The sequence below is a fragment of the Salmonella sp. 2020_1395 genome (genome assembly GCF_043848115.1).
In the GTDB taxonomy this organism is placed as follows: domain Bacteria; phylum Pseudomonadota; class Gammaproteobacteria; order Enterobacterales; family Enterobacteriaceae; genus Salmonella; species Salmonella enterica.
On the sequence record NZ_JBCMFH010000003.1, the window covers coordinates 343,248 to 364,033 of the forward strand.

Sequence of the window (20,786 nt, forward strand, 5' to 3'; positions counted from 1 at the left end):
GCGATAGCAGATATCTAAAATACAGACGCATTCAATATGTTAGTCTGATGCCAGGTTCGCTGCCTGATGAGGCATAAATCACGGAACGAATTCCCATCAATACAGGGATTATTGGCTACAACTCAACGTTACTACTGGTGGTACACACATTATACAAATGCCGATTAAGCGAAAACATGTAGGTATTTTTCCCAATTTTGACCATCTTTAACTCATTAATCGTACCAGGCTGTAACAGTCTCAACCAGGAAAACAAATCGCCAGCAGTATCAGACTCAAAAGTCTTAACTGAATTGACTTTAAAAGTAAATGTTTTCATACCCGTTCTGCGTAGTTTGCTGATGCAGATATCACGAAAAAAAAGCCGTTTCTCTTTCGTATCGGTAGTAACATCGTAGTGTAGGGTAATCCTGCCGGATTTAAGATCCAGCACAAGTCCACCATCCATGTACAATTTTCGTGGTTCAATATACGCTTCTGATTTTGTCGTGCATATAAGATTATTGGTTCTATAAGAGTCACGATTTACCCACTCAAGCGCTATTATCGATCCGATTGCGGCAATGGCGATAAATATTACAAATATAATCAGTAACGTTCTTTTACTGTAATACATTTTGGCACCGCCATTTCAACAGGATTTAAGCATTGCAGAAAAATATTCATGTTAGGCTCCCTGATATAATAAAGATGGCGTCCATTTTGCCGGTAAATTTTAATTTTTAGAGAGTTAAAAGCAAAAACTACTTCACTTAATGTGACCTTATCCTCTTTTGTTTTATAGATTGCATAATCGTTATATTCGCCAAGATATGTAAAAAAACTATCAGGGCTGTTACGAACAGGCGCTTTATATATAGTAAATACACCATAGAGCAATGCCAGAAGAATAGCTCCTGTTAATACCACAAATACGCTGTGACGTTTAATTTTGTAAAATACGTTCTCCCGAGTCGGGGTGCCTTTAACGTTTTCATCACTCACCTTTAGGGAGGTGATTTTTTTTATAGGTTCAATGGCAACAGACAGCGATACCCCCACCCGAGGGCGAGTTACGATATCAGATGGCTGTAGACCGATGCTACTAAAATCATTTCTCATTTGATTAATGAGTTTATAGTAACTTGATTCTGAGACGCAGCCTCCACGATTTTCCCAAACAAAATGAATAATATCTTCTTTTTTGTAAAGACCATGCCAAAAAGCAAGAAGCAGATGGGTCTCAGCTTCTGATATTCTGATTATCTCATTACCATGCGATAAGGTCATCTTCGTACTATCAAATACAACACGCTTATCAAGTAAAAATATGCTTTCATTCATGACAATCCTAAAGGTAACTGCATCCATCATTCAGACGACATATTATCATGCTCAAAAAAGAATTCAGCCCCCTAATTAACCTGAGTTTAACTTATAAGTCTCACTTATAGTAAACAATAATTGACACAAGTATTACCTGCACATTACAAATCAAACAGTTATAGGTAAATCTGAACACTTTTCTTTACCTTAACGCAAACTCAGGAAACTTCTGAAAGGCCAAAAGTAAGAAAAAAGTAAGACTAATTATACTGTTTCAGAAGCACATTTCAGAAAATTTACCTTAATCTCACCATCGTATTATCCATCGGGAGGTTTAACTGATACGGATTTTACATAGCAAAAATGTGCAGGTTTGTATTGCAACATAGTCTATCTATTCAGACGCGGAGAGAATTGTTATCGGATTACACTCAATCAAATGATAACACTATCAGTTGTACCAATGAGATGTATGGACGAAAGCGCTTATCGCTCTATTTCATGATAAGAGAAATAAGTCTGTTTGTTTTATATCGCATTATCAATAGTCAGGAGGGTATAGCTCACATCCAAAAATAGAGTTAATGATCGTTATTTTTACCACTCCTCCATAAGCACGAAACATTCGGGCGAATTGCACTCGTCCTGAAAAAGTAAAGATTAATACAGGAACATTATCATATGTCTATGAAAAAGTATTTAGCAATGATCACAGGCTCACTTCTTGTCTCCAGCAGCGCGATGGCTGTTTCTGATAACACCATCACCTTTCAAGGGGAAGTCTCTGATGAAACGTGCTCTGTCGTGATTAATGGTAATCAGGCTAAACCCGTCGTGTTATTGCCAACAGTAAGTACTAAAGAGTTATCAGAACAAGGGAAAACCGCGGGGCCAATAACGTTTGATATTGGGCTGTCCGGGTGTACCGGCTCTCAGGACAAAACAACAAAAATTTCCACTGTCTTTGTCGGTAATCAGGTCACCAGTAACGGTAACCTGGGTAATACTGGCAGCGCGAAAAATGTTGAAGTCCAATTACTCGACACTTCAGGGGAGCCAATCAATCTGACCGGCGGCTTTACTGGCGACGGCGACCTACAGCTGGAACCAAATGCTTCTGAAGCGAGCGCGACTTATACCGCGCGGTATTACTCTACCGGGAAAGCAGAGGCTGGGACAGTCGCTGCCACACTTCAATACGCCGTTTCGTATAAATAATTGTCGCTACGGTCTGGCGTTGAAACGCCAGACCATTTTCAATCGCCAGGGAGTTGTTGAGATGAAAGTGGATACCCGACATTCCGCATTATATTACTTAATAGTTTTTCTATTGCTGGCCCTACCCGCCACAGCATCGTGGGCGAGCGTTACTATTTTGGGTAGCCGAATAATTTACCCATCAACAGCCTCCTCCGTAGATGTGCAGTTAAAAAATAATGATGCAATACCTTATATCGTACAAACCTGGTTTGATGATGGCGATATGAATACCAGCCCGGAAAATAGCAGCGCGATGCCGTTCATTGCCACGCCGCCGGTATTTCGTATTCAACCCAAAGCAGGCCAGGTGGTACGCGTAATTTATAACAACACAAAAAAATTGCCGCAGGATCGTGAATCAGTATTCTGGTTTAACGTATTACAGGTACCACCAACGAATATTGGCAGCGACAGCGGGCAAAATAAAATGTTGGTGATGCTGCGCTCAAGAATAAAACTTTTCTATCGTCCTGACGGGCTAGGTAAACCTGATAATCTGGCGAAAAAACTACAGATTAAAACGGTAAATAAGGGTTCCGGAAAAAGCGGTATTGTTATTGTTAATCCGCAGCCCTGGTTTGCCTCTTTAAGTAACCTGAATGTAAAAGTGAACGGCGCTTCGTATAACCTGGATGCTGACATGATTGCCCCTTTCTCCAGTCAAACCTGGTGGCTGCCGGGCAAACGGTCACTCAAATCCTTCTCCGGTACAGTCACCGTTACTTTGGTTAACGACCTGGGCGCAAGGATAAGCGAGAGCTACGATGTCCCCCACCATTAATTTGAACCGCAAAAGCCTTGCGCTATTGATCGCCATAGTTTGCTCAGGCTCCGCGCAGGGTGAAGAGTATTATTTTGATCCTGCGCTACTTCAGGGGGCCACTTACGGACAAAATATTGCCCGTTTTAATGAACAGCAAACGCCTTCCGGAGACTATCTTGCCGACGTTTACGTTAATGGCACGCTGGTAACCTCGAGCACTAATATTCGATTTAATGCTGTAAAAGAGGGTCAACAGACTGAACCCTGTCTGCCCTTATCGGTGATGAAAGCAGCACAGATAAAATCACTCCCCGCGACCGACGCTGCGACCGAGTGTCGCCCGCTCAGGGAGTGGGTGCCTCATGCCGGTTGGCAATTTGATAGCGCCACGCTTCGCCTGTTGCTAACGATTCCAATGACCGAACTTACGCACAAACCGCGCGGTTATATCTCCCCTTCAGAGTGGGATAGCGGCGCGCTGGCGCTGTTTTTACGCCATAACACAAACTGGACCCACACCGAAAATACCGACAGCCATTATCGCTACCAATACTTATGGAGCGGTTTAAACATGGGCGTTAACCTCGGACTTTGGCAGGTCCGTCATCAAAGTAATCTGCGCTATGCCAATAGCAACCAGAGTGGAAGCGCCTGGCGCTATAATAGCGTTCGAACCTGGGTGCAAAGACCTGTCGCGTCTATTAACAGTATTCTGTCGCTGGGCGATAGCTATACGGACTCCAGCTTATTCGGCAGTCTGTCTTTTAACGGAGCTAAACTTGTCACCGACGAGCGGATGCGCCCGCAGGGCAAACGCGGTTATGCGCCGGAAGTTCGGGGCGTAGCGGCCAGTAGCGCGCACGTGGTAGTAAAACAACTGGGGAAAGTGATTTATGAAACCAACGTTCCGCCGGGCCCATTTTATATTGACGATCTGTACAACACCCGTTATCAAGGCGATCTGGAGGTAGAGGTTATCGAGGCCAGCGGTAAAACCTCACGTTTCACCGTGCCTTATTCTTCCGTGCCGGATTCGGTACGTCCCGGTAACTGGCACTATTCGCTGGCCTTCGGCAGGGTTCGTCAGTACTACGATATTGAAAATCGTTTCTTTGAGGGAACGTTCCAGCACGGCGTTAATAACACCATTACCCTCAACCTCGGTTCACGAATTGCGCAGCGTTACCAGGCATGGCTGGCGGGCGGCGTCTGGGCCACCGGTATGGGCGCATTCGGCCTCAACGCCACCTGGTCGAATGCGCGCGCAGAGCATAACGATCGCCAGCAAGGCTGGCGCGCGGAACTCAGTTACAGCAAAACGTTTACCACCGGCACTAACCTGGTACTGGCGGCTTATCGTTATTCAACCAACGGCTTTCGCGATCTTCAGGACGTGCTCGGCGTACGCCGGGAAGCAAAAACGGGGATTGATTACTACTCCGACACGCTGCATCAGCGCAATCGCCTGTCCGCGACGGTAAGCCAGCCGTTAGGACGGCTTGGCACGCTTAACCTCAGCGCCAGCACCGCAGACTACTACAATAACCAATCGCGTATAACACAGCTACAAATGGGGTATAGCAACCAGTGGCGGAATATAAGCTACGGGGTGAATATCGCACGACAGCGCACCACCTGGGATTACGATCGCTTTTATCACGGCGTTAACGAACCACTGGACGTGAGTAGCCGACAAAAATATACCGAAACCACAATGTCGTTTAATGTCTCTATACCGCTGGATTGGGGCGAAAACAGAACGTCTGTCGCCATGAATTATAACCAGTCCAGTCAAAGCCGTTCCTCAACCGTATCCATGACCGGCAGTAACGGTGAAAACAGCGACCTGTCATGGTCGGTTTATGGCGGCTACGAGCGTTATCGCAATAGTAATAGCGATAGCAGCGCGCCAACGACGTTTGGCGGTAATCTACAACAAAACACCCGGTTTGGCGCACTTCGCGCCAACTATGACCAGGGTGATAACTATCGTCAGGAAGGGCTGGGCGCGTCCGGCACCCTGGTACTTCACCCTGGCGGTCTGACGGCTGGCCCCTATACCAGCGATACCTTTGCGCTTATTCATGCCGATGGCGCGCAGGGCGCGATCGTACAAAATGGCCAGGGCGCTGTGGTTGATCGCTTTGGTTACGCCATTCTGCCTTCGTTATCTCCTTACCGCGTCAATAACGTTACGCTCGATACCCGTAAGATGCGCAGCGATGCCGAACTGACGGGAGGAAGTCAGCAGATTGTGCCCTATGCCGGCGCCATCGCGCGTGTCAATTTCGCCACTATCAGCGGCAAAGCAGTGCTGATCTCCGTGAAGATGCCGGATGGCGGCATACCGCCAATGGGCGCTGATGTTTTCAACGGTGAAGGCACAAACATCGGCATGGTCGGCCAGAGTGGGCAGATTTATGCCCGTATCGCCCATCCGTCGGGTTCTCTACTGGTGCGCTGGGGAACAGGGGCAAACCAGCGTTGCCGGGTTGCCTACCAACTCGATCTTCACACCAAAGAACCGTTTCTCTATCTGAACAAAATCTGCGAGAAGGAATAGCACAATGCTTTTTAGTTTCCGAACGCTATTGTTTATCACCAGCCTGTTCGTCAGCGCCGGAACATGGTCGTCATGTATCAAAGTCACCGATAAGAGCGCGCTCTCTGACGCGGCGATAAAAGCGGGCTACACGGCGCAAAACTGGATCGGCGCAACTGACACAAATACCGGTAATATCGGTTTGCCAACGGTGATTAGCGTCAGTAATAGTGAAACATTTCAACCCTCCGGCACGCTATTGGCCAGTGGGATCGGTAACTTCCTGACGGCCGCCACCGGCACGCCCTATTCCAGTAAACAGGTACTTTACCGCTGCGATACCGCCGATGCCGGGAAGCTCTATGAGATGTATTCGACAAATGGCGATAGCGCTTTTGCGGGGGCATTTTTTACTCCCGAAGTAGAAGGCGCTTATTATGATGTGGAGCGTAATGTTGCTGTCCGTATGACAAACCTCAGTACCGGCGAATATTACAGCCGCTTCTGGAAAGAACGCCAACTTACCGCAGACAGTTGGTTTCAGGATGACAAATATATTTATATTCCTGCCAGCGCGTTTAGCAACGTGTTATATGAGATGTTTAAAATTGACTCAAGAAAATATTTTGCCTACCAGAATCCAATGGACCGAGATACCTGGACGCAGCCTCGGGGTTATATCGCGTTTAAAGGCCCAGGCTTGATTACCGAGCGGATCAAAGCGGGACTGGATCATGCCAGCGATTATTATGGCTGGCCCAGCTATTGGCCCGGGGCATGGAGTACATATAATAGCGTCACCTATGTTCGCGGCGCGTTATGTAAAATCACAGATTATCCTGCGATCGTGAAAATTCCCCCTGTCGCCGTCGGCATATTAGCCTCCGGAGGCAATAGTCAGGCGCCTTTCCACGTCAGCCTGGAATGTGAGTCCGGCGCCGTGTCCAGTGCCCTCCCGTCCACCAGCGCCGCTAATGTCGCAATGGGGTTTGTCGTTAATCAACCCACCGCTGTGGCGGCGGCGCGTCGCCTGGGGCTAACCACATCCGCAGGCGGTCTGTCGTGGCTACTGGACACCCATTATGGCGAACCTGGCGTAGCTTCCGGAGTGGGTATCCGCATCTATAACGATGCCGGTACGCCAATTAACCTGTTACCCGATCGGATCAAGACAGGCACTGGCAACGCCCGAGGCTGGTATGGCTATAAAGATTTAACCACACGGGTATCATCCGGTTCAGTAGAAACCTACAGCGGTGATTTTACTGCCTCGCTTGAGGCGATCGGCGGACAAACAGTAACGGCAGGAAGCGTGAATGCGCAATTACAGGCAGTGGTTAGTTTTCAGTAAAGTCATATTAACGCTACTTGGGTTGACGGGATGGTATGGCCCGGCACAAGCCGCCGTTAATATTGACAGAACCCGAATTATTTTTGCTTCAGATGATGTCGCTCAATCGTTGACATTATCCAACGATAATACAACGCCGATGCTGTTACAGGTATGGACCGACGCCGGAAACATTGACGCCTCTCCGGATAACAGCAAAACGCCGCTGGTGGCGCTGCCGCCGGTATTTAAAATGCAGCCAGGAGAACTGAGAACGCTTCGCCTGCTCCTGAGTTCCCGCCAGCAGCTGGCAACGGACCGGGAGAGTCTCTTCTGGCTAAACATTTATCAGATACCGCCAGTCACCCAGGACATTAAAAACCACCCGCGAAAACTGGTATTACCGCTTCGTTTGCGGCTAAAAATTTTAATTCGCCCGACCGGATTAAAAGCGCCAACGGAAGCGGAGGAGAAAAAATTACGCTTTATTGCTAAAGAGAATACTATACGGATAGTTAACCCCACCTCGTGGTATATGAGTTTAACGTTAACGATGGATAACAAGAAAAGTATCGGCGATATCATGGTTGCGCCGAAAACAGCACGTGATGTGCCGCTAACACGCTCGCCAACGCCGGGAGCATCGATAAATTATGCAGTAATCAATGACTCCGGGAACTGGCGACAATATACCGCCATACTGGAAAAATATATTAGTGAGAGTGATTTTACTCCTGAGTTTTGATGGGAAATATTCAGGGATGCGATCGTATCCCTGAGACAAGTCAGACTCAGCATGTACCATTGTCAAAAATAGTATTAAGCTGATATTTTACTTTTTGCACGGCATCTTTGTTCTGTTGAGTTCCCTTCTCCTCAACAGACATATCCCATACGTTTTCATTATCTGACTCAATTAATGTGTAGAACGTATTATTATTACGCATCATATAACCACGAAAATTATTTTCGATGCCCGTTGTCACAGGCTTAGCAACCCCTGAAATAACAGATTCCGTCTCTTTATTGAAAAGCTGATATTGAATATTTGCGCAGTTTAAATCACAGGGAGAACATTTAAGATTTAAAACAAGCAGTATCGTGTTATTTTCAAAAACAAGGGCATAATGATTGCTGGCAGATGAACATAACGGGAATAGCGCGAGAAGGAGGATTATTATCAATTTCATATACTTATATAGACTCCATCAAAGAAAACTTTCATTTCACGCCCCTGAGAATAGCGAAAGGCATACCATGCAGAACGAATGCTTTCCGAGCTGACGTCCTCATAGACATTTATACCATGCTCAGCAAGTATGCGAGAAAGAAAATGAGAAGATTGTTATGACAGAAAAGGTTGTAACGATAACAGGAACAATACCTATTTCATATTCATTTAATTAATAATATTAATTTTCTATTTCATCTTTGGTAATACCCCCAATGGATTTTCCGCCTATAATGCTGCACAGGTAGCTACTTCTCTTTTGCTGTGAGAAAACATTACATTGGTATAACTAATGAGAATGAGCAGAGGCATTAAGTCACGTAATATTGCGTTTCCTCTGTTAAGGCTTTTGTGTGAAAAGAGCATTACTTTTAGTCAGTTAGGTAGCATTACATAAGCATAACTAAATTTGAGAAAACCTCGAAAAATCAGCAGATTGAATTGATGGATGGTATTGTTTTTTAAAAGAATTTTAATTGCTAACCTGCGATAATACGCTTAAGATGAACACATATCTATTGAGCTAAAGTAGTCGCTCAATCAATCTGATTGTTATGGAGTGAGTGTGTGATACTTACAATGCCATCCAGCCGATACCAATAGAATTCTCAACCTCCGATAATCGTCACCCAAAAATCAGGAGATAAAATATGACGTTAAAACCAGGTGAGAAATCCGGTAATAATGGAGGTATCTATGTGGAGGTTGGGCCTCGTGGTGGGATAAAAGATAACTTTGCCACGATAGCGGAAACAAAACCGCGCCACCAACGCAACGCCCTAAAAGCTACTGGGTGCTGGCAAAAAGAACACCTAACAGTAAACGTAAGTCAGAGCATCTGGCGCCACGACAGTTGGCGCCGACTGATCACAGTACGCCCGGTGCTTTACCGCCTGGCAAGCATTGTGCAAGATGCTCCGTGAGGAAATCGATGCAGATTTTGATACGATCAGAACTTGATGAACGCCGGGTATATACAGCCCAGATATTCGCTTCCTGATACCACTGAGGCAACACGCGAACCAGCTCACCTCGTTCAATATACTGCGCAACATCCCATTCCGACCGCAATGTAATGCCATGGCCTTTCAAGGCCCAAATAAGCACCACACTGCCGCTGTTGGAAGAATGAAAACCGTTTAGTCGGCAATGTGTCTGCTGCTTACCGTCCGTTAATATCCAATTGCCAAATGCCGAGTTTTTTTCCTGAATCATTAGGCAATCGTGCTGCACAAGCGCACTAACAGACTCTGGCTTGCCGTGGCGTTCGAGGTATTCAGGGGAAGCACACAGGATCCGTCGATTAGTGGCTAACTGCCGTGCGATATACAATTCGTTGATATCATCCCCAACGCGAATTTCAATATCGATCCCCTCTTCCACCAGATCCACTTCACGATCCGTTAGCGTGAGTTTTACCGTAATATCAGGATAGGCGATCATAAATGACGACAGCGCCTCTGCGACATATTTATGCCCAAAACCAAATGAGCAGTTGATGGTGATATTACCAGCCAACACACCACGTTGATTATCCAAACGACTGACAAAACCATCCATTTCACTGACGACCTGCATAGCCCCACCCAGCGCATTTTCGCCTTCCGGTGTGAGACGCATCACTCTGTTATTTCGAAAAAAAAGCCGGGCGTTGAGACATTTTTCAAGGATAGCGATACGTTTGCTGATATAGGAGGGAGATAACCCCAGCTCCAGCGCTGCCCGGGCAAATCCACCGTTGCGAGCAACGGTGACAAAAACGAAAAGATCTTCAACAGAAGGCCAGCCCTCAAGGGGCTGGCGATGTTTTTTTCCTACAGGTGTCGTTTTCATAGCATCAGTGCGAAGTTGCAAAGAATGACCGAGTTATAACACTGAATGTAAAAAGGACTGAAGTTTCTGGATAAAGTACTCAGGACACTCTTCCTGCGGAGAGTGTCCGCAAGGCAATGCTTCCCCCTGAACGTTTAGCGCCTTTTCTTTCCAGGTACCAACCACATCATATAGTTGCCCTACCGTTCCCAGCCCTCCCCACAGCAACTGTAACGGACACCGGATACGCGCCGACGTATCTGCGGCATCATCGTCCAAATCAATCGTCGCAGCAGCCCGGTAGTCCTCACAGATCGCGTGGATCATCTCAGGGTTCTGGTAACAGCGCAGGTATTCATTGAATGCTTCCTGCGAGGTCGCGCCCTCTATTTTTAGCTGGCCAGAAATATGCTTACGCAGAAAAAATGCCGGATCGTGCGCAATCATCGTTTCGGGTAACGGGAAAGGTTGAATCAGGAAAAACCACCAAAAGTAACGCGTAGCAAAGGATTTATCGGTCAAGGCGTACATCGTCGCGGTTGGAGCAATGTCGATAAAAGTACAACAGGTCACACGATCCGGATAATCCAGCGCGAGCCTGTGTCCTACGCGTCCGCCACGATCATGCCCTACGAAGGCAAAACGGGAAAAGCCGAGCGCATCCATTAACATGACGATATCCTGCGCCATGGTGCGCTTTGAATAGGTACGGTGCGCCGGATCGCTCGTTGGTTTATCGCTGTCGCCATAGCCACGCAAATCCGGCAAAATGACTGTATGATTTTGCGCCAATGTCGGTGCGACTTTCCGCCATGTTGTATGATTCTGCGGATGCCCATGTAGCAGTACCAAAGGTGAACCGCTGCCTCCGATAGCCACTCTTACCGTCAGACCATTTTCCAGACGAACATCCTTGAGCGCAAACCCCGGAATAAACGGAGAGGCGCCGCATTCAATCAGTGTACTCATCACTTTCTCCCGTCATGCCAGCTAACAGATGATGTTAAATAACGGCTATCCCGGACGACATTGCGCAGGGTTCCAATATGTTCAATCTCAACTTCAATAACATCACCATCGTGTAAAAACAGCGGTGGAACGCGTTTTTTGCCCACTCCACCAGGCGACCCTGTGAGGATCGTGTCGCCAGGGGAAAGCAGAGTAAAGGTGCTTATATAAGCAATGAGTGAAGCGATAGGATGGATCATATTTGCCGTAGATTCGTTCTGCACCTCCCGCCCGTTTAGTCGTGTCAGTAAACGTAGCATCTGGGGATCGGGAATGTCGTCTGTGGTCACCAGACACGGACCGAATGATCCTGTCGAAGGCCAGTTTTTTCCAGCCGTAAACCAGCTATGCTGCCAGTCCCTCACTGAACCATCCATATAGCAGCTGTATCCGGCGACATAATCTAAAGCATCCTCAGCGCTGACCCGGGAGCATCGCCGCCCAATCACTACGGCTAATTCACCTTCGTAGTCGAACTCATTGGTATTTTCAGGCTTCAGCAGCAGGCCATTATGCCCGGTCTGAGAATCCGCAAAGCGGACAAAAAGGGTTGGGGCCGGGTTGGTTTCATTAAACTCAATACGCTTATCGGCGTAATTCATTCCGACACAGATGATCTTCTGCGGATCGTCAATCACCGGCAGAAAAGTGACTTCCTGGTAGTAATAATCCGCCGGCTCATCACACCATAACGCCGCATCCGTCAGCGCATTAGCGCACAGTAGAGATTTCAAAGTGGGATATTTGTCGCCAAGCCGCTGCGAGAGATCAATTATTCCGGTTTCCTGCATAATGCCGTAGCGTTTGCCACCGTTCACAAGATATTGAACCAGTTTCATTGCAGTCTTCTTCCTTAACCGCGCGGAGATGCAGGGCGTTTTAACCACGGCCGCCGTGAATAATGCGCAACCTCAAAATTTTCAATCTCCGGCAAGTATTGCAATGTCCAGGCTATCGCATCTTCGCCTGCGGCCAGCATCGCCCGTTTGAGTTCACTGATCACAAAGGAGATCGTTTCCTCTGCCGTCGTAATTTCGCAGCGATCGAGTGAAACAGTGATAGAATTGGTATCAGCACTCGCGGCAAGCTGCGCCAGGCGCGCCAAAGCAGGTTCATCTAATGAGACCGTGAGGATCCCGTTGCGTTGGCAGTTATCATCGAAAATGCCTGCAAATGTGCTACCTATCAGCCCCCGTATTCCCAGTTGTTTTAATCCCCATACGGCGTGTTCACGACTCGATCCACAGCCAAAATTGGGGCCAACCAGCAGGAATGTCGCGCTCTGCCAGCCCGGCATGTTCAGAATAAAATCAGGATTTGGTTGGCCGCCAGCCATAAAGCGACGATCGAAAAACACCCCTTTATCCAGCCCCTGGCGATCGATCCCTTTCAGGAACTGTTTTGGCATAATCACATCAGTGTCGATATTCGGTTCCAGCATCGGCGCAATTCGCCCGCTGATTTGCTTAAACGTATCCATCTTATTCCCCTGCCTGAAGTAATGACCGAACATCGACCAGATGCCCCGCTACCGCCGCCGCCGCAACCATCGCCGGGCTCATCAAATGCGTTCTTGCTCCAGCGCCCTGTCGTCCAGGGAAATTACGGTTCGTACCTGATGCACAGCGATCGCCGGGCGACAACACATCTTCATTCATCGCAAGGCACATTGAGCAACCCGACTGCCGCCATTCAAAACCGGCAGCAATAAAGATTTTCGCCAGTCCTTCTTCTTCCGCCTGGCGTCTTACCATTGTTGAACCAGGCACAATGATCCCGCGAACATGGCTGGCGATTTTGCGCCCTTCAAGCACCTTCGCAACGGCACGCAAATCCTCAATGCGACCATTTGTGCATGAACCAATAAAAGCGTGAGAGATACGAATATCTTTCAGCAACATGCCAGCCGTTAATCCCATGTAATGAAGGGCCTTCTCAAGCGCCAGGCGTTTAAGCGGATTGGTTTCCTGTTCCGGGAAAGGGACACGTCCGGTGATGGAACCTGTTTGATCCGGACTGATTCCCCAGGTGACTTTAGGCTCAAGATCATGGCAGTTGATCGCCACCGTCTTATCAAATACCGCATCAGCATCGCTGCTCAACTGTGACCATTCCAGCAATGCCTGCTGCCAGAGTTCACCTACAGGCATTTGCGGTTTACCGTAGATATAGTCAAAAACCTTTTTATCCGGCGCAATAATGGCACCACGCGCCCCCACTTCTACCGCCATGTTGCAGAGCGTCATTCGTCCTTCAACGCTCAACGCGCTGATGGCCTCACCCACAAATTCAATGGCATATCCCGTCGCGCCATCAGCGCCAATACGTTCAAGCAATTCAAGAACAATATCTTTTGCGGAACAGGCGAAAGGTAGCTCTCCCTGAACACTTACGCGCATGGTTTTGAGCTTGCGGTAAACCAACGTCTGCGTGGCCAGCAGATGTTCAATTTCCGACGTCCCGATACCAAAGCCCAGCGCGCCAAATGCACCGTAGGTTGTCGTGTGACTATCCCCGGCGGCGATCACCATGCCAGGCATCACTAGCCCTTGTTCATGAGCAACCACGTGTTCAATCCCCTGACGCGGATCCAGCACATCAAATAATGTGATGCCAAAGTCAGCGGCATTTTCCCGAAAGTAATCAACCTGTAGCTGTCCTCCCGGATCGGTCATTAAGTCATCCCGTTGCGACCGCGTGGGATTAACATGGTCAATATTCAATAAAAACGTGTCGGGGTGCCGAACGGTGCGGCCGCGTTCTCTTAACCCGCTAAATGCCTGCGGGCTGGTATATTCATTCAGTATTGAACGATCAATATAAAGTAAAACATGTCCTTCGTTATCAAGTTCACGAATGGTATGTGACTCAACTAATTTTTCATACAGCGTTTTAGCAGACATATATATTCCTGGAGCAACGAATATCCGGGTAGCCAAATATTCACAGTTTAAGCTTTTAGCTATAGTGACACATTAATGAAAAAATGATGATTCCATTATGGAAAGTATAAAAACACACTTCGTGTCTATAATCAGAAACTCTCCTGAACTGACTGTTTTTTGATTTGCGGTTGTTTCTCATATTTTGCGAAAATAAACCGGCAGATAAATAATCCTATCCCCAGCATCATCAGACATGATGCCGCAATAGCATTCCATCCCTGCCAGGAGAAAAGATACCCGTTTAAATACCCCATTACTGCACCGCCAGAGTAGTAGCAAAGCAGATAAAACGATGTCGCCTGTCCTTTTGCGTTTGGACTCCGTGAACTGACCCAAGCTAATACGGTGGAATGAGCAGAGAAAAATGCGACTGACAGTAAAACGATACCTGAAATGAAAACCCACAGAGAAGGGGCGATTAGCGTAAGAAATGCACCGACCATCATACAGATGATCAGCATACTGAGCGCATTCATCGACCCAATATTCAACGCGACACGGGCAGCATATGGCGCAAGAAAAAAAGTTAATGAGAAGCTAACTGGAATCAAACCTATCCAGGTGTAGCTCAGCTCATAAGGCGGTCGATGCAGGTAAAACGCCAGAAAATTAAAGATGGACGTAAAAGAGCCGAAAAGAATAAATCCAATGACAAAACATAATGATACGCGGATATTCTTAAAATGTTCCAACCCGCCTTTCAACACTGCACCAAGCTGTAGTGAAGGTGTAGGAACAAACTGTCGGGATGTCGGGAGAAACAACTTCACCGCGAGTGCCATAGCAATCAGAACACCACCGAAGATAAAGAAAATCGTATCTATAGATACATGCTCCATCATCAAAGTTGCAAACACACGACCAGACATACTTCCTAGCGAATTGCCAAAAATAAAATATCCAGTAACAATCCCTGCCAAAGCAGGAGAGACTTCTTCACTGATATAGACTGTAACGGCCGCCGTAATACCACTTACTGCAATGCCGAGCAAAGCGCGGTATACCACCAGCATAGGCCATGATGATGCAGTTGCGCACAATAGAGTTAAAATACCTCCTGCCAGCAACGAATAAAAAATGATTGGCTTTCGCCCAAAACGGTCAGATAACGTGCCGCTAAATAACATGGCTAATGCCAGAAACCCCACCTCAGCAGACAAAATCATCCCTACCTGATTCAATGGAATATTATAAACCTCACTTAACTTTGGTAATAAAGCCTGGATTGAATATAAAGAAGCTAACTCTGCCAAACCCGCCAGAGGTAATATCATTAAAATAGGCAAGTACTTACCTATTGTCTCTTCAATATTATTTTTCATACACAATGTTCCGTAAAAGATCCTGATTGCCATCTGCCTGTTTGCCAACAAACATCCGTGTATACAATATTTATCTTTTACGTTTGCAGAATTGACAGCGTTCACATTTTATTTTTCTTAATAGAGACAAAATGGAATCAAGTATTTTATGAAATGTAGATCATCTAAGAATGACGCGGTAATGGCAACGTAGTAAGTTATGAACTATATATTTATTCAATAAATATATAGACATTAATTTGACGAAAAGAAATGAATCGGCAGTCCAAAACTGTCACTGGCAACCCTTCTGGACGCCGCCATCCTTAGATGGAAACGTCCGTTAGCGTTTTATTCGATAGTCAGCTCACACGAGTTCTTTGAGCTGCTCCTGCATATAGGTCGAAAAATACTCTGGGTTTTTGATAAGGATGCGGTTACCGGAGGCGACTTTTTCTGCCCATCCGGCCACTTTTTTCGTGAACTCAGGATTCCATCCCTCCTGCTCACCCCTTGCCATCACAACTTCCGGACTCGCTGGCACACCTAAGTCATGCAAATACTTTAGAATTCCCTTAGCGGTACTTTCATCCATTGAATGGGGTACTGACGCCGAAGTGTTCATACCACCAATAAAATCCAAGGCTTTTTCAATTGCTGTTGGCATGCTCTTATCCTTAAAATTAACCACGTGAGAGACACCTTGATACTATGTACCCAACTCCGCCGGGATATCAAAGAGAACATCGCCTTTCTTTGACTTACCCCGCAGCTAAACGCTTGCGCGGCTGTTTTCTGCGCTATTTTTTGGCTTCTCCGGCTAAAACCAGCCCGGTCGCCACCGCATTGCGCGGGCCTTCAGTACCCCGGATGTTGCCCTGCCCGGCGACAACGCCGTAATGCGCCAGCGCATCGGTGATCATCTGCGGAATTTCAAAATCCAGCGATGAGCCGCCTACCAGCACCACAAAAGTGATATCGCGAATCGAGCCACCAGGTGAGACCTGGCGTAATGCGCGCAGACAGTTGGTGACAAAGACTTTCTCTTTGGCCTGACGGCGCACCAGACGAATCTTCTCCAGCGAGGTCTGGTTATCGACCGGGATCAGCTCGCCCTCTTTCAGATACACCACTTTGGCAAATACTGACGGGCTGAGCGGTTCACGAAAAAACTCCACCGCGCCGTTCTCGTGGCGAATGCTGAACAGGCTCTCCACTTTGGCCAGCGGGTATTTTTTAATTTCCTCTGCTAAAAACGGATCGCTTAAGCCCAGTTCCGTTTGAATTAGCAGGCTGACTATATTCCCCGCCCCGGCAAGATGTACCGCCTTCACTACGCCGTCGCTATTAATAATGGCGGCATCGGTGGATCCTGCGCCTAAATCGAGGATCGCCAGCGGAGCGTCGCATCCAGGCGTCGTTAACGCGCCAGCCACAGCCATGTTGGCTTCCACACCACCGACTTCAACTGGGGTATTTAACCGGGCGCTTAGCTCGCTGGCGATAGCCTGCATCTGTAAGCGGTACGTCTGGCATCAGCGTCGTCATCAGATAAACCGGCGTCAGCGGTTCCGCCTTGTCTGTGATAACGTCGTCCGGGAAGCATTCAGTGACGCAAAACAACGCTATGGTGCGCCACGCCTGACGGATGAGCTTCGTGCTCAGGGTTACCAGTTCAACGTGAAAACCGTGGCGGCCAGCCTGCGTCGGCAGGGGCTGCGGGCGAAAGCCTCGCGCCGGTTCCGTCCGGTCAGTTACCGCAAACATGGTCTGCCAGTCTCAGAGAATCTGCTGAAGCAGGACTTTTACGCCAGCGGCCCGAATCAGAAGTGGGTGGATGACATCACGTATCTTCGCACTGGTGAAGGCTGGCTTTATCTGGCCGTGGTTATCGATCTGTGGTCGCGGTCAGTCATTGGCTGGTCGATGTCTTCGCGGATGACAGCACAGCTTGCCTGCGATGCGTTACAGATGGCGCTGTGGCGGCGTAAATGTCCGGAAAATGTCATCGTGCATACAGACAGAGGCGGTCAGTACTGTTCAACGGATTATCAGAGCTTACTGAAACGCCATAATCTGCGGGGAAGTATGAGCGCCAGAGGTTGTTGTTACGACAATGCCTGTGCGGAAAGCTTCTTCCATACGCTGAAGGTGGAATGTATCCACGGAGAGGACTTTGTCAGCCGGGAAATAATGCGGACAGCAGTGTTTAATTATATTGAGTGTGATTACAATCGGTGGCGTCGTCACAGTGCCTGTGGCGGTCTCAGTCCGGAACAATTTGAAAACCAGAACCTCGCTTAGGGTTGTGCCCATATTACGCGGGTAGGATCACAGCTCTTTCCTTCTGCCACAAGTTTTCGGGCATCATCACGACGAGAACTGGCATCTGCAAGTGTGATCGTCGGATACACACCCAGCGAGATCATTTTTGGCTTACCGGCAAAACGATAACGGAACCGCCAGCTCTTGCTTCCATTAGGTTCAATTAGCAATGACAACCCTTGCCCATCTCCGAGTGTATAGGCTTTAGTTTCAGGCTTAGCGCAGCGAATCTGCATATCGTTTAAAGGCATGTGGATAGGAATCCAAGACCGAACAGGAACATATACATAATCCTATACACATTCAGTGTCGGATTCTACTGGATGGTTACGGACGGTGATGGACAAAAAAGCAATAAAGTCGTTATAAATCAGTGTATTTATGGATGAATACGGACGTTTGAGGAACTTGAGATGGTGCCGATAATAGGAGTCGAACCTACGACCTTCGCATTACGAATTATAAGAACTACCTTTTAAGTCAACAACATACCGCGTCATACCTGCGCTCACACGTCCCATATTCGAAAAAGATAGAAATTGGTCGAAAGGCATATAAAAGCCTTTACGTCCCATTTTTGTCTCACGTCACCGAGAAAACATAAAACTAACTGGGACTCGATCTGTGTACAACCGCACAGCGTATCCTGATACACACCTGGAGATGATGCAATTTTGGACTGACTGGCTTGATGAGAAGGTGGCGTAGTGCCACCTTTAGCTTGACTTAAATCATCTGTCGCACTGTTGATGAAGTACGTTATTACTCCGAACACCGGACGCGAAGTGTCTGATGCTTCGCTCTTGTCAGGCGGCCTACCAAAGCACGTTCTTGCATACGATGGCTGCGCATTATTCAGCTTCCAGCACCATTCGCCTGAAGTTCGGAAATCTGTTTTTGCAACTCCTGAATAGACAATGTCAGCTTAGCTATCATAGCTATCTCATCGAGTGAATATGCTTCCGCTGTATTGTTCTCATCATAGCCATCTTCCAGCCCTTTCCCCTTAACGCACTCCGGCGAGACTTCGACAAGGTCATTAGCAATGAACCCAAGATGGGTATCGCTCTCTGGGATAATGCTGCGTTTCTTATACTTGAATGTTGCCGGGTTCCATTGGAGTACTTCATTCAGCGCATTGGCAGAAGGATCTGCACCAACCATATCTGATAAATACTCAATTTCTTTCTTCAAAAGCCTGTCAGAGGTCGCTGATAGCTGTATTTCTCCCATACGGGTAGAGTCTATATAAAGGGAGATTGGACCTGACTCGTAATCAATAAAGTATCCAGTACGTAACAACGAAAGGTTATTCATACCCGCTCTGCAGAGGACCCCACCATCTGCATGAAGTACCGCTTTACGCGAACCTGATACAGAACTTAAGTTGAGTATCTGGCGATTAGTGCCATCAGCAAAATTATGACGCTCAGCCCATGCAGTTAACCCCTCAGCAGCAACAATGGTAGTAAAGACGATTCTGTTTGAAATATTTTCTGTGGCTGAACGAGTGAGGGAAATTTCGCCGTTAATAATTCCACCGGTTTTACCATTTATGGTTGTCAGACGAGAATCATTCTGCAACACAATATTGTCAGACAGGTATTTCCATGACGGGCCGGTGAAGGTAGTGCCATCTGGCAGCTTCACTGTGATGTTTCCGTCTGTACTGTAAACCTGCTGCCAGTTCTGTTTGTCGTAATTCAGTCCTCGCAATGCCTCAGCGCTTTGAGCCACCAAGGCAGCCGTGACCATGTTCAAAGCAACACGAGGCACGGCAGACCACGCAGCGCCGGATTGTGTCGGGCCTGTGTAAACACTAACCAGCGTCAGTGATGTATTGTTATTTACTGCTTTAACCGGAAGTGTATAAGGGATGCCGCCGACAGTTACGACAATAAAATCGCCAGCAGCAAGTTCTGCTGTAAACGCTGTGCCGCTGCCAGTAACAGCATCTGTGTCATTGGTAAGAGTTAAGGTTCCTGCTGACATGAATATTTCCTCAATACATATCCGGAAGGACAAGAATTGGCATATTGATATTTTGATTAAATGTCATATCAAATCTGTTGTCATTGTAATTACCAACAACCTGATTATACGCTGACCGGATGCTTCCACCTGACATTACCACGCCCTTTTTCCTTATATTAAAATATCCATCCACTCGTCTTGACTGCGCACCTGTAAATACTATCTGGCAATATTTATCACCTATGTATTGATTATTGTCTGTTACCGTTAGCTGCTGGTCATATACAAATGGGCGCTTCACTGTTGAAAATGTCACCTGCCCAGCCGAATTAGTCATGGTAATGCCATCACCGGCTACAGGCGCGGTATTATTGAAAATTACCAGTTCCATTGTTACAGATGCGGAAACATCATCCCGTCCTGAGTAATTGATGTCTCTTACAATAATATTTGCTCCGTCAAATCCTACAGACACATTATTGTTATCCCACTTCCCGAATGGTATTCCTGATACGGGAAGCGCCATCGAGCCGTTGACTGTCACCGTGCCAACATAAGCACATGTCATTAATCTTGCCTGATTCGAAATTGCAGTGAAATCAGTAGAGTTGGAAACGAGAAGTCCTTCGTTGTAAGTAGCAGCAGGGAGAATTTCAAATACAGTTCCTGCCCAGTTTGGTATTCGCTGGTAGTTTCCCCTGTTTGTACCGTTAACAGTCACACCGTTGTCTCCGTTTCTTGTAACGGATGTCATATATATCGGTAAAACTATCCATGTCTGATTGTCTGCGAACTCCTGAACGTCAACCGGACGTGTCGGTAAAACAAAAACTGTGGAGCCTGACGTTAATGGAGTATTAACCTGAAACTGGTTTGCCCCCGTACCGTAACCAGCAAAACTTGTGCAGAATGACGGGGCACGGAGCCCCGCTGTAATCGCCATCGCAGGACGGCCATCGTTATAATCTATCAGTATTCCTTCCGGCATAT

Annotated in this window: 17 protein-coding genes and 4 pseudogenes; 7 read left to right on the top strand and 14 right to left on the bottom strand. The window is 47.3% G+C overall.

What is annotated here, in order from left to right:
- Positions 1-315 precede the first annotated feature (315 nt).
- Both ACH0WD_RS06490 and ACH0WD_RS06495 read right to left on the bottom strand, forming a co-directional pair.
- Positions 316-616 (bottom strand): annotated as a pseudogene (locus ACH0WD_RS06490) (hypothetical protein).
- Positions 589-1,323 (bottom strand): membrane protein, encoded by a 735-nt coding sequence (locus ACH0WD_RS06495; protein WP_001005862.1) that lies wholly within the window; start codon positions 1,321-1,323, stop codon positions 589-591. The pseudogene ACH0WD_RS06490 and the gene ACH0WD_RS06495 overlap by 28 nt, the downstream one beginning before the upstream one ends.
- Positions 1,324-1,986: 663 nt before the next feature.
- On the opposite strand from ACH0WD_RS06495, the gene ACH0WD_RS06500 reads away from it, so the two are divergent.
- From ACH0WD_RS06500 to stbE, 5 genes are all read left to right on the top strand, one after another.
- Positions 1,987-2,523 carry a fimbrial protein gene (locus ACH0WD_RS06500; RefSeq protein ID WP_000062038.1) on the top strand — a complete coding sequence of 179 codons (537 nt, stop codon included), beginning with the start codon at positions 1,987-1,989 and terminating at the stop codon, positions 2,521-2,523.
- 61 nt (positions 2,524-2,584) lie between these two features.
- On the top strand, positions 2,585-3,346 hold the full coding sequence (stbB, locus tag ACH0WD_RS06505; RefSeq protein WP_000861796.1) for a fimbrial biogenesis chaperone StbB: 762 nt from the start codon (positions 2,585-2,587) through the stop codon (positions 3,344-3,346).
- Positions 3,330-5,891: a fimbrial outer membrane usher protein gene (locus ACH0WD_RS06510; RefSeq protein WP_000075334.1), complete on the top strand. Its 2,562-nt coding sequence runs from the start codon at positions 3,330-3,332 to the stop codon at positions 5,889-5,891. Before stbB ends, ACH0WD_RS06510 begins: the two co-directional genes overlap by 17 nt.
- Before the next feature lie 4 nt (positions 5,892-5,895).
- Complete coding sequence (gene stbD / locus ACH0WD_RS06515; protein WP_000899102.1) at positions 5,896-7,221, top strand: fimbrial usher protein StbD; 1,326 nt, start codon at positions 5,896-5,898, stop codon at positions 7,219-7,221.
- Positions 7,187-7,945 (top strand): fimbrial biogenesis chaperone StbE, encoded by a 759-nt coding sequence (gene stbE / locus ACH0WD_RS06520; protein ID WP_001247032.1) that lies wholly within the window; start codon positions 7,187-7,189, stop codon positions 7,943-7,945. Before stbD ends, stbE begins: the two co-directional genes overlap by 35 nt.
- 46 nt (positions 7,946-7,991) lie before the next feature.
- On the opposite strand, the gene ACH0WD_RS06525 is transcribed toward stbE, so the two are convergent.
- Positions 7,992-8,390 (bottom strand): hypothetical protein, encoded by a 399-nt coding sequence (locus ACH0WD_RS06525; RefSeq protein ID WP_000766845.1) that lies wholly within the window; start codon positions 8,388-8,390, stop codon positions 7,992-7,994.
- A 691-nt stretch (positions 8,391-9,081) separates the two neighbouring features.
- Between ACH0WD_RS06525 and ACH0WD_RS06530 the strand changes: the two genes are divergently transcribed.
- Entirely contained in the window at positions 9,082-9,354 is a 273-nt protein-coding gene (locus ACH0WD_RS06530) for a hypothetical protein (protein WP_001675688.1), read from the top strand.
- Here the strand turns inward: ACH0WD_RS06530 and ACH0WD_RS06535 are convergent.
- From ACH0WD_RS06535 to ACH0WD_RS06570, 8 genes and pseudogenes are all read right to left on the bottom strand, one after another.
- A complete protein-coding gene (locus ACH0WD_RS06535; RefSeq protein ID WP_000859023.1) occupies positions 9,299-10,264 on the bottom strand; it encodes a LysR family transcriptional regulator in 966 nt (321 codons plus the stop codon). The genes ACH0WD_RS06530 and ACH0WD_RS06535 overlap by 56 nt on opposite strands.
- Positions 10,265-10,297: 33 nt before the next feature.
- The gene (locus ACH0WD_RS06540) at positions 10,298-11,212 is read right to left on the bottom strand and encodes an alpha/beta fold hydrolase (RefSeq protein WP_000105592.1); all 915 of its coding nucleotides are present in this window, start codon (positions 11,210-11,212) and stop codon (positions 10,298-10,300) included.
- Positions 11,212-12,090, bottom strand: coding sequence for a fumarylacetoacetate hydrolase family protein (locus ACH0WD_RS06545; protein ID WP_000780210.1), 879 nt, complete (start codon positions 12,088-12,090; stop codon positions 11,212-11,214). Before ACH0WD_RS06545 ends, ACH0WD_RS06540 begins: the two co-directional genes overlap by 1 nt.
- A 14-nt stretch (positions 12,091-12,104) precedes the next feature.
- Positions 12,105-12,731 carry a 3-isopropylmalate dehydratase small subunit gene (leuD, locus tag ACH0WD_RS06550; RefSeq protein WP_000379342.1) on the bottom strand — a complete coding sequence of 209 codons (627 nt, stop codon included), beginning with the start codon at positions 12,729-12,731 and terminating at the stop codon, positions 12,105-12,107.
- Position 12,732: 1 nt separating this feature from the next.
- Complete coding sequence (gene leuC / locus ACH0WD_RS06555; RefSeq protein WP_001274857.1) at positions 12,733-14,154, bottom strand: 3-isopropylmalate dehydratase large subunit; 1,422 nt, start codon at positions 14,152-14,154, stop codon at positions 12,733-12,735.
- A 131-nt stretch (positions 14,155-14,285) separates the two neighbouring features.
- Entirely contained in the window at positions 14,286-15,524 is a 1,239-nt protein-coding gene (locus tag ACH0WD_RS06560; RefSeq protein ID WP_012543325.1) for an MFS transporter, read from the bottom strand.
- Between the two features lie 340 nt (positions 15,525-15,864).
- Entirely contained in the window at positions 15,865-16,188 is a 324-nt protein-coding gene (locus tag ACH0WD_RS06565; protein ID WP_001573898.1) for a DUF1889 family protein, read from the bottom strand.
- A 109-nt stretch (positions 16,189-16,297) separates the two neighbouring features.
- Positions 16,298-17,020: pseudogene (locus ACH0WD_RS06570) on the bottom strand (diol dehydratase reactivase subunit alpha); the annotation flags it as partial.
- Between the two features lies 1 nt (position 17,021).
- Between ACH0WD_RS06570 and ACH0WD_RS06575 the strand changes: the two are divergent.
- A pseudogene (locus tag ACH0WD_RS06575) lies at positions 17,022-17,801 on the top strand (IS3 family transposase); the annotation flags it as partial.
- A 17-nt stretch (positions 17,802-17,818) separates the two neighbouring features.
- Here the strand turns inward: ACH0WD_RS06575 and ACH0WD_RS06580 are convergent.
- From ACH0WD_RS06580 to ACH0WD_RS06590, 3 genes and pseudogenes are all read right to left on the bottom strand, one after another.
- Positions 17,819-18,073, bottom strand: a pseudogene (locus ACH0WD_RS06580) (Arm DNA-binding domain-containing protein); the annotation flags it as partial.
- Between the two features lie 604 nt (positions 18,074-18,677).
- Positions 18,678-19,814, bottom strand: a complete 1,137-nt coding sequence (locus tag ACH0WD_RS06585; RefSeq protein ID WP_001272645.1) for a tail fiber domain-containing protein — start codon at positions 19,812-19,814, stop codon at positions 18,678-18,680.
- Positions 19,815-19,824: 10 nt separating this feature from the next.
- A complete protein-coding gene (locus ACH0WD_RS06590; protein WP_001113925.1) occupies positions 19,825-20,784 on the bottom strand; it encodes a DUF6453 family protein in 960 nt (319 codons plus the stop codon).
- Between the last annotated feature and the right edge of the window lie 2 nt (positions 20,785-20,786).